The 12519-nt window shown below is 37.9% G+C and carries 13 protein-coding genes; 1 reads left to right on the top strand and 12 read right to left on the bottom strand.

From position 1 onward, the window contains the following. Positions 1-122: 122 nt before the first annotated feature. Positions 123-944, bottom strand: coding sequence for an inositol monophosphatase family protein (locus B5P37_RS09595; protein WP_085238007.1), 822 nt, complete (start codon positions 942-944; stop codon positions 123-125). A 116-nt stretch (positions 945-1060) separates the two neighbouring features. Here B5P37_RS09595 and B5P37_RS09590 point away from each other — a divergent pair, with 116 nt between their 5' ends. Then, the gene (locus B5P37_RS09590; protein ID WP_085238006.1) at positions 1061-1672 is read left to right on the top strand and encodes a YktB family protein; all 612 of its coding nucleotides are present in this window, start codon (positions 1061-1063) and stop codon (positions 1670-1672) included. Between the two features lie 173 nt (positions 1673-1845). Here the strand turns inward: B5P37_RS09590 and B5P37_RS09585 are convergent, their stop codons facing one another. The 11 genes from B5P37_RS09585 to B5P37_RS09535 form a co-directional block, all read right to left on the bottom strand. Continuing rightward, positions 1846-2349 (bottom strand): DUF4064 domain-containing protein, encoded by a 504-nt coding sequence (locus B5P37_RS09585; RefSeq protein WP_085238005.1) that lies wholly within the window; start codon positions 2347-2349, stop codon positions 1846-1848. 222 nt (positions 2350-2571) lie between these two features. Further along, positions 2572-3573: a lipoteichoic acid stability factor AuxB gene (auxB, locus tag B5P37_RS09580; protein WP_085238004.1), complete on the bottom strand. Its 1002-nt coding sequence runs from the start codon at positions 3571-3573 to the stop codon at positions 2572-2574. A gap of 65 nt (positions 3574-3638) precedes the next feature. After that, on the bottom strand, positions 3639-4712 hold the full coding sequence (locus B5P37_RS09575) for an ABC transporter substrate-binding protein (protein ID WP_085238003.1): 1074 nt from the start codon (positions 4710-4712) through the stop codon (positions 3639-3641). After that, complete coding sequence (locus tag B5P37_RS09570) at positions 4709-5521, bottom strand: ABC transporter permease (protein WP_085238002.1); 813 nt, start codon at positions 5519-5521, stop codon at positions 4709-4711. Before B5P37_RS09570 ends, B5P37_RS09575 begins: the two co-directional genes overlap by 4 nt. After that, positions 5518-6324, bottom strand: a complete 807-nt coding sequence (locus B5P37_RS09565) for an ABC transporter permease (protein WP_085238001.1) — start codon at positions 6322-6324, stop codon at positions 5518-5520. The genes B5P37_RS09570 and B5P37_RS09565 overlap by 4 nt, the downstream gene beginning before the upstream one ends. Then, positions 6311-7411, bottom strand: coding sequence for an ABC transporter ATP-binding protein (locus B5P37_RS09560; protein ID WP_085238000.1), 1101 nt, complete (start codon positions 7409-7411; stop codon positions 6311-6313). Before B5P37_RS09560 ends, B5P37_RS09565 begins: the two co-directional genes overlap by 14 nt. A gap of 12 nt (positions 7412-7423) precedes the next feature. Further along, complete coding sequence (locus B5P37_RS09555) at positions 7424-7963, bottom strand: helix-turn-helix domain-containing protein (protein ID WP_085237999.1); 540 nt, start codon at positions 7961-7963, stop codon at positions 7424-7426. A gap of 102 nt (positions 7964-8065) precedes the next feature. Further along, complete coding sequence (locus B5P37_RS09550; RefSeq protein ID WP_085237998.1) at positions 8066-8338, bottom strand: UPF0223 family protein; 273 nt, start codon at positions 8336-8338, stop codon at positions 8066-8068. A 358-nt stretch (positions 8339-8696) separates the two neighbouring features. After that, positions 8697-10103: a dihydrolipoyl dehydrogenase gene (lpdA, locus tag B5P37_RS09545; RefSeq protein WP_085237997.1), complete on the bottom strand. Its 1407-nt coding sequence runs from the start codon at positions 10101-10103 to the stop codon at positions 8697-8699. A 4-nt stretch (positions 10104-10107) separates the two neighbouring features. Beyond that, a complete protein-coding gene (locus B5P37_RS09540; protein ID WP_085237996.1) occupies positions 10108-11403 on the bottom strand; it encodes a dihydrolipoamide acetyltransferase family protein in 1296 nt (431 codons plus the stop codon). Positions 11404-11540: 137 nt separating this feature from the next. Beyond that, positions 11541-12518 (bottom strand): alpha-ketoacid dehydrogenase subunit beta, encoded by a 978-nt coding sequence (locus tag B5P37_RS09535; RefSeq protein WP_085237995.1) that lies wholly within the window; start codon positions 12516-12518, stop codon positions 11541-11543. Between the last annotated feature and the right edge of the window lies 1 nt (position 12519).

The following is a 12519-nucleotide window of genomic DNA, read 5'->3' as shown; positions in this document are numbered from 1 at the left end:
GTATCTTCTTCTGATTCAAAACATCTCACCGCTTTACGCAAAGCGTCTCTCCTCAGGCCCTATCCACATATGCGACTGGATTGATTCCATTCCTTTATACTATGAACCGTCATCTGTGGTGACTACTTCTTTTTTTGAAACTTTTGCTGTAACGCCTGAAGTACAAAATCATAATTTTGTAAATACGATTGTCTGATTTCTTCGTGAACTTCGCGGTTACCTACTAAAATAGAGTTAGGTCGTGTAATTGACAGTGGTTCACCTAAAAAGTTCGTTGCGATGCCCCCTACTTCTTCCAAAATAATCATTCCACCGGCATAATCCCACGGTTGCAAACGTGGCGTTAAATATGCCGCTAAATGCCCGGTCGCTACATAAACAATTTCCAACGCCGCTGAACCGTATGCACGCGCACTTCTTGAATCAGCAATCACTGGTTGTAAGATTGTACTCAAAAAAGGTTTTGTTAACCAATTCGGGTTCATTCCAATGATACTCTCTTTGACTTTCGTACCGCTTAATTGAGGGATAGGATCTTGATTCTGATAAGCGCCTTGTCCCACTTTTGCATGATAGAGGATATCGTTCATCACATCATATACAAAGCCGGCATATGCTTGTCCTTCTTTAAAAACACCTATGGATATCGCAAAGTTCTCCCCTTGATGAATAAAATTAAGCGTTCCATCGATCGGATCTATCACCCACACGACGCCTTCAGTCGTATGGATATCGTGACCGTGGCCTTCTTCACCAATAATTCGATGATGCGGATATCTTTCTTGAATTTTTTGGACGATGAATGCTTCTACAGCCTTATCCACATTTGTTACAAGATCATTCGGATTTGATTTCACTTCAATAGCCAGTTCATCAACCATCCATTTTCGAATATTATTTCCCGCTTCTAGCACTAGACTTTTTGCAAAATCATATAAATGCATTTACCTCACTCCTATTGCATTTATTATACACTAAATGAGTTGAATTTAAATGTTCAAATACCCGTAATATGCTACAATGAAATCGATTTAAGAGATATAGATTAAGGAGGTCAATGATGACAAAATATCGATTTAAACCTAAAGATTTTAAAGTCTTTCAAATAGAAGGACTTGAGGCAAGAATGACAGGGATTGAAGCACAAATACGCCCCCAACTTTATGCGTTAGGTGACTATTTCACGGATTATTTAGAAACCGTCACTGGAGAAACCTTTTACGCTCATGTCGCAAAACATGCCCGTCGTACGGTGAATCCTCCTAAAGATACATGGGTCGCGTTTGCAACAAATAAACGTGGTTACAAAATGATGCCACATTTTCAAATTGGTTTATTTGAAGACCATTTATTTGTCATGTATGGCGTCATGCATGAAGATCAACAAAAAGCAGAAGACGTAAAAGTCTTTGAATCGCGTTTAGATACATTGTTACAGTTACCGGACGACTTTCAAATTTCTTTAGACCATACACAACCCAAAAAGTCACGAATTCAAGAAATGTCTAAAGATGAAATCAAAAAAGCCATTCATCGTGCTAAAAACGTTAAAAAAGGCGAATTTTTTGTAGCGCGTGCAATCACACCGCAATCTGAACATTTAAAATCAGATCGCCGCTTTATCGCGTTTTTAGAAGATACGTTTGAACACTTGTTGAAGTTTTATGCATAATTTTCAAAACTTTAAATGATTATCATAAAAGGTTGAGACATCACGACGTCTCAACCTTTTTTCAATGTGCAAACACGTCGTATAACATGAACATGTTTGTCCGTATTTTCTAATATTCTATCATTCAACATCCATCAAAGAATCATCGTGATGCTGTCATGATCAGTATTTGTCTAAAGATCCTTTTTTTCGTCATTGAGATTTACGCCTGTATCTGTTTCATCGTATGTGTCATAACGATAAGGATGATCCGTTTGGTAAACACCATTAGACGGATTTTTCGGCTTACGCACAAATAACATGATACTCGCAACCAACCACAACAATGCGGCGATCAAACTACCAGTAAGAAATAACCCCGTAAGTGCGCCAATAATTAAAAGAATCCCTGCTAAAATTTGTTTTTTAAAGATAAACGCGGCAACAACAGAAAAAATCAACGGGACTAATCCGAGTGCAATGATCAGAACACTTGCAATCTGATAATTTTCCACATCTTGAGTTGTCAATTGTAATTCATTTTGAAATTCAGGACTTTTCACTAATGAAAGGATATAGACTAACACAATCACCCATACAATATGTAGCCCAACCCCTACCCATGTTAATACCTTTTCTACTGTTCTCTTAAGTGGGGCCGCGTTACCTTGCGCATTTAATGTCTGTTCATCTACCATATAATAATACCTCCTTTTAAACTATATTACCTGTTTCAATTATACTTAAACTTAAAATATAAAGCACTATCAATTTCACACAAAAAAATATCTATTTTTAATCATATAAAATAACAAATTCTAATATAAAAAGATTAGGTCACATCACTATATGTGTCGGCACTTTGCTCAATCGAGTCAAAAACCTTCTAAATATAATGAATATGTCCTAATCCATTCGAATTATTGCTGTTCTTTTTCCGTTTCAGATGCCGCCCCTTGCTTTGAACGTGCTTGTTGCAATTTCAAACGATCATCGTAATTTTGACGTCGTTGAGAAGAAGCGCTAGGGCGTCGCTTACGTTGTTCCTTTTCATAAGCTTTACGTGCTTTTTTCTCTTCTTTTCTCTGCTGTCTTTCTTCCGATTTTGACAAAGGTGCTGTACGATTCTCTTCGCTATGCATGTCTTGTGCCATATGCTGGCTCGAACGCGGTTCTACATTCCTTGCCATTGTACGACTATCGTACACCATTGCATCATCATCTTCTTCAAGTGGCTGCTGTTGGTCATCTTGTCTTTTCAACGGCTTATGATGATATTTTGCAGATCGTGATAAGACTTCCGGCGTCTCCTCATCATTCTGCTCTATTGTTCGAGTCAACATTTCATCGTCTGTCGTTGTGTACGTGGAAGCAGATGGACGATTTTGATATTGTTGCTCGTACGTATGCTCTCGTACAGGTTCATATGGCGGGTATTGACCATATCCTTCTTCTTGATATGCAGGGACGAGTACAACTTTTTCTCTTCTCACTAACATCATTAATGCGGCGATAAAGAAAAATAACGGTACTAAAATGAAGAATAATGGTAAAGTCACAATAGTTACTAATAAAAATAATAAACCTGAAATAATGCGGTGGTTGATTGAAATCAATGCGAGGAATGAAATCAACAGACAAACGATTAAATATACGATAAATGCCCACACACCATTTTGCAACATAATCACAAATTGTGTTGCATTCATATTATTGTTTACTAAAATTTCCTGTAAAGTGACGTTGTTTGCAATACTATTCTCCAAACTTTGAATCGAACTTTCATTGCTAAACAACACCAAGCCAAAAAACATAGCAACGACAGTGCTACCTAGTAACAATAACCAACTTAACCAGCCCAATACCTTTTCAGCAAGTCGATTTACAGGACGACTGATTTGTGTATATGCTTCTCCTGTCATGCTTTCACTCCTTATATTTATCTTACTTCCTTCATTATAACTAAACTGAATTGAAATCACTACAATCAAAGCGCCATTTTGAAATTAAGAAAACGCTCATTATATTCGTTCAATACATCAAGTCCTAAATCGTGATAAACTTCTAAACGTCGCTGTCTTTCATGTGTTGGATAGACGCGCGTATCCTCACGCAATTCTTTCGGAAGATGTGCTTTTGCTGTCTCGTTCGGTGTCGCATAGCCGACCCATTCCGTGTTTTGCTGATTCACTTTTGGATCGAGCATAAAGTTAATAAATCGATGTGCCCCTTCAACATTTTGCGCAGTTTTTGGAATAACCATATTATCAAACCATAAATTAGAGCCTTCCTTAGGTACGACGTAATCAAAACGTTCGTCATCTTGGAAAACAGGTGCGGCTGAACCACTCCAAATCACTGCAACACTTGCTTCATGTTGTTGAAGCATCATCCCTATTTCATCACCAACGACGCCTCGGATGTTGGGTGCAATAGATTTGAGTTGTTGCTCCGCTTGCGCTAGATGCTCTGAATGGCGGTCATTCAAACTGTAACCTAAACTATTTAGCGCTAAGCCCATCACTTCACGCGCTCCATCAACTAAAAGAATATCGTTCTTCAAACGCGGATTCTTTAACACATTCCAGCTTGTAAAATCAATATCTGGATACTTTTCTTTATCGTATAAGATTCCTACCGTACCAAAAAAGTATGGCATTGAATAAACGTTATGACGATCAAACGGTTGATTCATATAATACGGGTCTAAATGCTTCATATTCGGAATTTTCTTATGGTCGAGTGGACGCAACAGATTGGCTTTCTTCATTTTTTCAATCGTATAATCACTTGGAAAAGCCACATCATAGTGCGTACCTCCATTACGAATTTTAGCCTCCATCGCCTCATTCGAATCAAAGGTCTCGTATACCACTTTTATACCGGTTTCTTCTTCAAATTGACTGATTAATTCTGGGTCGATATACTCACCCCAATTGTAGACATAGAGCTTATCCTGCTGTTTGCCGCCAAACTCATCATGATTAATCCAATAACCTACACCGAGACAAAGCAACCCCAATACGAGTGTACTCCCAATCAGCTGCATTAATTGTTTCATATCGTCACACCCCTTTTATTGGATTGTCGTTTGCGCTTTTGTCTCTGTACAAGTTGATATACGATTAAACCGACCATGATTAACGCAAACAGAATCGTGGATATCGCATTGATCTCCATACTAACTCCACGGCGTGCCATTGAGTAAACTTCAACTGACAGCACACTAAAGCCATTTCCTGTAACGAAGAAGCTTACAGTAAAGTCGTCCAATGAATAGGTTAAAGCCATAAAAAAGCCACCAATAATCCCAGGCATAATATGAGGAATCACCACTTTACTCAACAGTTGAAACTCAGATGCACCTAAATCTCGTGCTGCATTCATAATAGAGTCATTCATTTCATATAATTTTGGTAACACAATAATGACGACAATCGGGATACAAAATGCGATATGAGAAATCAATACCGATGTGAATCCTAATCCGAAACCTGTTAAATGGCCTAATGCCGTAAACATAATTAAAAACGATGCACCAATCACCACGTCAGACGACACCATTAATACATTGTTTAAAGTGAGCAACGAAATTTTGAGTGTTTGATTGCGCAATTGATACAACAATAACGCTCCAAATATACCAATAATCGTCGCAAGACTCGCCGCTAACAACGCGACAGCAATCGTATTAAAAACCACTTGTAACAAACGTGTATTCGCAAATAATGTTTGGTAATGCTCCCATGTAAAACCTTCAAAATGAATCATGTTGCCTGCACGATTAAACGAATAGAGTATTAAATAGAAAATCGGTAAATATAATAATACCAACAAAATAAACAAATAAAATTTCCCATACCATCTCATTTTAATGTCCCTCCCTTGCGCTTACTTCGTGTTAAAATCATAATCACTGCCATAAATAACACTAAGAAAAGTGCAATGGTAGACCCCATGCCGAAGTTTTGAATCACTAAAAACTGCTCTTCAATCGCAGTCCCAATATTAATCACTTTGTTACCTGCAATCAATCGAGTAATCATAAAAAGGGATAAAGCCGGAATAAAAGTCACTTGAATCCCTGTTTTAACCCCTTCAGCAGTGAGCGGGAGTAATACTTTTCGTATCACTGTCCACGTATTCGCGCCTAAGTCTTGTGCTGCAAAAAAGAGCTGATTGGGAATATCTTTCATACTGTTGTATATCGGCAACAACATGAAAGGGATATAAATATAGGCAGCCACAAAAATAAATGCAGGTGCAGTGAACAAAATATTTTGAGATGGAATATGCAATACTGCTAAAATTTTATTGATAAGACCATCATGACTGAAAATGCCGATAAATGCATATGTCTTAAGTAGTAAATTCATCCATGTGGGTATAATCATAATCAACAACCATGTCGCTGCATGTCGTGAATGATGAATAAAATATGCAGCAGGATAACTCACGAGTAAACAAATCAATGTAATTAAAAACGCATAGATAATCGACTCCAATAACATCGTCATATAGCGAACTGATAAGAATTGTTGATAATTCATTAAAGTAAAGTGACCGTTATCATCTACAAAAGAAAAATAACACAGCAAAATAACCGGAATAATAATAAACAAAACCATCCACAATAAATAAGGCACCGCAAGCCAACGATTAATATGTTTCATGATTCAAATCCCCATATCCTTCAATACGTTTATCAAATTCTTCCTCAGTTTCACCAGGCACCATAATATGAATCGCTTCTGGCTCAAAATCCAACCCGACACGTGTCCCAATGACTGCGTTTTTTGTCGATTGAATCATCCATTCATAGCCTTTACGATCCTCACAAATCATTTCATAATGCACACCTCGGAATAAGGAGCTTGTGACAGTCGCTTTGAAGAGCCCTTGTTCTTCCGGTACAACTGTAATATCTTCAGGTCGAATCACAACATCTACTTGTGTATGCGGTGGGATATCTTTATCGACACAATCAAAATCTTGGCCATATATATTCACAACGTAATCCTTAACCATTGTCCCTTCGACAATATTAGACTCCCCAATAAAATCAGCTACAAATCGATTGACTGGTTCATCATAAATATCTAAAGGTGTCCCAAATTGCTCAATTTTCCCATCGCGCATGACAAAAATAAAGTCGCTCAACGCAAGTGCTTCTTCCTGATCATGTGTGACAAAAACAAACGTAATACCGAGTCGCGATTGTAATTCTCGAAGTTCATATTGCATTTCTGTACGCAACTTGAGATCTAATGCCGATAATGATTCATCTAATAATAGAATTTCAGGTTCATTCACGATGGCACGTGCAATAGCGATACGTTGCTTTTGCCCGCCACTTAATGCATGAATGGGACTGTGAATATATTTTTCTAATTTGACTAATTTTAATGTCTCTTTTACCTTTACATCAATTTCTGCTTTTTTAAATTTTTTTAACTTCAAACCGAATGCAACGTTATCATAGACATTGAGATGCGGAAATAGCGCGTAATCCTGGAAAACCGTATTGACTTGACGTTGGTTCGCAGGGAGTTGATTGATATTTTTACCTAAATAAATCACTTCTCCCTCATCTGGCGCTTCAAAACCTGCAATTAATTTTAGCATTGTCGTTTTTCCACAACCCGAAGGCCCTAATAAGGTATAAAAATAACCCGACTCAATTTCTAAATCAATATCATCTAAAATCGTTGTTGTATCATATTTTTTTGTAACATTCTTAAACTTTAGTAATTCACTCAATTCTTAAACCTCCTATAAATATGACGACGTTGCAACAATCATCAATTGACTACTCACACGCCCCGTATTCGACAAGCGATGTGTCGCGTGCGCTTTAAAATAAAGTGCATCTCCTTTCTCCGCTGTATACTGTTGATCCCCCAAAGTAAGCGTCACTCGCCCTTCTAAACAATAAACAAACGTGTCTGATGTTGAAGGTTGAAAATCTTTGTATGAAGCATCAGGTTCTAGTGTTAGTATGAGAGGCTCCATATCAAACTCATTTGACCGTTTTACCGGCCATTGAAGAAAATAGCCCTTCTCTTCTTCACAGTAACTTAATTGTTCACTTTTTGGATAATGAACTTTTGCAACTTGTTTGTCATCAAAAAATTCTCGAGGGGATGTCCCCAGTACTTCTAAAATATTAAAAAATGTTTCCATATTTGGTGACGTTTTATTACTCTCAATTTGAGAGATATAACCTTTTGACAAATCGGTTCGTTCACCCAGCTCTTCCTGCGTTAAGTTTTTTAGACGCCTTAAATTTTTTATTTTTTGACCAATTTCCATACAGTGCCTCCACTCAAAAAAAGCGACTTGTTTACTTTTACTAAACATTTTGTTTAATGCTTAATAAAAATAACAAATCGCACAGCAAATTACAATACTTTTTTAATGGTTTGATAAAGTTTTTTGTTCTGGATTGTTTCTTGCTTCTTTAATCACTGCGTAACTGTCATAGCCACTTTGTTTTTTGAAATCATTGAAGCAATTTTTTTCATCAGCTTTACCGGGTATGATCTGTTTGAATTCGCGGTAACGTGTCATCAGTACTGTACGCTCAACTTGATCTTCATAATAGGCTTCAATCGCATTAAAAAAGCGTATCACGGCCATCATTTCATCTTGTGTCCAACTGACATCTATAGGATACGTATATTCCATTCTGTCACACCTTTCTTGCACGTTTTTTGGCACCGGTTCCCTATGCCATCTTATCATATTAATCAAAGGCTTATGAGTAAATGTATTAAAGTCATCGTGAGAGATTTGATATTACCCGCCTCTTAAAAGATGACACTGGAAAAGTGAATCAGTGGGATGAAATCATTTACCCCACCAGTTCGATTGATCATTGCGCCTTTTAATCGTGTACATGTCAAAATAGAAAAACGGTGACCTGGGTTGAAAAAACACTTTTATCAAGCTTTCTCCAACGCAAGTCACCTTTTCTTTAAAGGAACAATCATATCATCTGGTGTACAGCAAATGACTGTTCTGCATTTTTAAATATTCTTATCGTTTACATTGTATGAATTGGTAAACCAATCGCTTTTTCAGCTGCTTCCATGCTCATTTCACCTAAAGTTGGATGCGCATGTACTGTTAATGCGATATCTTCAGCATTCATACCTGCTTCAATGGCTAAGCCAAGCTCAGCGATAACATCTGAGGCATTTGTCCCTACAACTTGTGCACCAATTAATGTGTCATCTTCTTTTAATGTAATCAATTTAACGAATCCATTTGTATCGTTTAATGACAACGCACGACCATTGGCTTGATAAGGGAATTTAGAAGCTTTATAAGCTAATCCTTCTTCTTTTGCTTCTGCTTCAGTATAACCCACTTGCGCTAATTCTGGCTCAGTGAAACATACTGCTGGCATACCAATATAATCCACTTCTGAATTTTGTCCTGCAATCGCTTCAGCTGCGACTTTAGCTTCGTAACTTGCTTTATGTGCAAGAGGGAGACCCGGTACGATATCACCAATTGCATAGATACTATCCACAGACGAACGACTTTGTTTGTCTACTTCAACTAATCCACGATCAGTTAATTTCACACCCACTTCTTCTAAACCAAGTTCGTCTGTATTTGGACGACGACCGACAGTCACTAATACGTAATCCGCTTCAATGACTTTTTCTTCACCTTTCACTTCATAAGTGACTTTAACGCCGTTTTCTGTTTCTTCAGCAGATTTGGCTAAGGCTTCAGTTTCAATCTTCATTCCTTTGGCTTTCATTTCTTTTTTAACAGGGGCTACCATTTGTTTTTCGAAACCACCTAAGATTTCTTTAGCACCTTCAAGAATTGTCACTTCTGAACCAAAGTTTGCATACGCTGTACCTAACTCTGAACCGATATAGCCGCCACCAACGACAACTAATTTTTCAGGAACTTCTTCAAGGTTTAATGCGCCTGTCGAATCGAGCACACGACCGCCAAATTCAAAATTAGGGATTTGGATAGGACGTGAACCTGTTGCAACAATCGCATTTTTAAAGTTATACGTTTGCGCACTCTTTTCGTCCATTACACGTAAACTATGGGCATCAACAAAATACGCCTCACCTTTCACGATTTCAACTTTGTTACCTTTTAATAGCGATTCAACACCGCTTGTTAATTTATTCACTACTGAACCTTTAAACGATTGCACTTTGTTGAAATCTAAAGTGACGTTTTCTGCAGTCACACCTAGGTCATCCCCATGTTGTGCTTGTTCAAAACGATGAGAAACATTGAGTAGTGCTTTTGAAGGGATACATCCCACATTTAAGCATACGCCACCTAAATTACCTTTCTCAACGATGGTTACTTTTTGACCTAATTGTGCTGCACGAATTGCTGCAACATAACCACCAGGACCTGCCCCAATGACAATAGTATCTGTTTCAATTGGAAAATCTCCAACTACCATAATTTTACCCCTCCATTAATAATAATTCTGGATTGTTTAATAGACGTTTAATGTGATTCATTGCATTTTGACCTGTTGCGCCATCAATTTGTCTATGGTCAAAGCTTAATGACAATGCTAACACTGGTGCTGCAATGATTTCGCCATCTTTAACGATAGGTTTTTGTGCAATACGGCCAATACCCAAAATTGCAACTTCTGGGTGATTAATAACTGGTGTAAACCATTGACCACCTGCTGAACCGATGTTACTAATTGTACATGTTGCACCTTTCATTTCATCAGAAGTTAATTTACCTTCACGTGCTTTTACAGCCAATTCGTTAATTTCATCTGAGATTTGGAACATTGATTTACGATCAGCGTGTTTAATCACTGGAACTAACAAACCTCTTTCTGTATCTGCAGCAATACCGATATTCCAGTAGTGCTTATGAACCACTTCACCAGCTTCTTCGTTGAATGATGTGTTCAGTGCTGGATATTTTTTCAATGCAGAAACTAATGCTTTAACCACATAAGGTAAGAAAGTCAATTTTGTACCTTGTTCTGCAGCAATTTCTTTAAATTTCTTACGGTGATCCCATAATTCTTGAACATCGATTTCGTCCATTAAAGTCACGTGAGGTGCAGTATGTTTAGAGTTTACCATTGCCTTAGCAATTGCCTTACGCATCGCTGAGATTTTTTCTGTTGTTTCTGGGAAGTCACCTTCAGTCGAAATCGCTGCTGTCGTTGCCGCTGATCCTTCTGAAGAATCTGTTGATGCAGTCTCTTGCGCGGATGTCACTTCTTGTCCACCGCCATTTAAGTATGCATCTACATCTTCTTTAGTAATTCTACCATTTTTACCTGTACCATTTACAGCTTTAATGTTGACTTGATTGTCACGTGCATATTTACGCACTGACGGCATCGCTTTGATTTGTCTATTCTCATCAACTTCTACTGCTTCTTGAGTTGCTGGTGCAGCCTCTTGTTTAACTTCTTCTTTAGGGGCTTCTTCCGCTTTTTCTGACGCATTATCGTGATGTCCACCTTTAAATTCCATTTCTTCTGCGTCTGGTGCATCAATTTTTACAATGACGTCCCCCACAACTGAAACTGTTCCTTCGTCCACTAATACCTCCAGAACTGTACCACTAACAGGAGATGGGATTTCTACAACTGATTTATCGTTTTGCACTTCACATAGTATATCGTCTTCTTCAATCGTATCCCCAGCCTTAACAAACCACTTTACGATTTCACCTTCGTGGATACCTTCACCGATATCGGGTAATCTAAATTCAAATGCCACGTTGTTTCCTCCTAAATAAATCATTTTATAAACAAGTGCATTGCATACACATTTAGGAGAAGAAACGTCACCATTTCATTCTCCATCACTGTGTTGCAAATGACTTCTCATTAAAAATTCTTCTCAAATTTTAAACGTTAAAATTCTAATGTTGCTTTCGCTTTTTCAATAATATCATTTTTGTTAGGTAACCAAACATTTTCGGCTTGTGTAAACGGATAAATTGTATCTGGTGCTGCAACACGACCGATTGGTGCTTCTAATGAAAGAATTGCACGCTCAGATAATTCAGCGACAACATTAGCACCTACGCCAGCTTGTTTTTGAGCTTCTTGAACGACAACCACACGACCTGTTTTTTCTGTTGATTTTACTAAAGTTTCAACATCTAATGGTTGTACTGTACGTAAATCGATGACTTCAACAGAGTAACCGTCTTTTTCGAGTTCTTCAGCAGCTTTTAATGATTCTTGTACCATTGCCCCATAGCTAATAATCGTTAAATCTGTTCCTTCACGTTTAACGTTGGCTTTACCAATTTCAATTGTATAGGCTTCTTCAGGCACTTCTTCACGGAAAGAGCGGTAAAGTTTCATGTGTTCTAAGTAAACAACCGGGTCATTACTGCGGATACTTTCAATCAATAATCCTTTTGCATCATAAGGACCAGAAGGAATCACGACTTTTAAACCTGGTGATTGCGCTAAAATTCCTTCCAAATTATCTGCGTGTAATTCAGGTGTATGAACCCCACCACCGAATGGCGTACGAATTGTAATCGGCGCAGTTTTTGAAGCGCCAGAACGGAAACGATGACGTGCAATTTGACCTGCAACAGAGTCGAACACTTCAAATACGAAACCTAAAAATTGGATTTCCATAATTGGACGATAGCCTTGAGTAGCAAGTCCTAACGCCAAACCACCAATTCCTGATTCTGCTAAAGGTGTATCAAATACGCGATCTTCACCGAATTCTTTTTGTAACCCTTCTGTTACACGGAAAACACCGCCGTTTACACCTACATCTTCACCAAATAACAAAGTATTTTCATCGTTTTTAAGTTCAGTTGCTAGCGCATTGTTAATCGCTTGAACCATTGTCATTTGTGCCATG

The organism is Staphylococcus lutrae (genome assembly GCF_002101335.1).
Lineage (GTDB): Bacteria > Bacillota > Bacilli > Staphylococcales > Staphylococcaceae > Staphylococcus > Staphylococcus lutrae.
The sequence above is the reverse complement of the archived record's forward strand: the minus strand, read 5'-3'. Positions and strand labels throughout refer to the sequence as shown.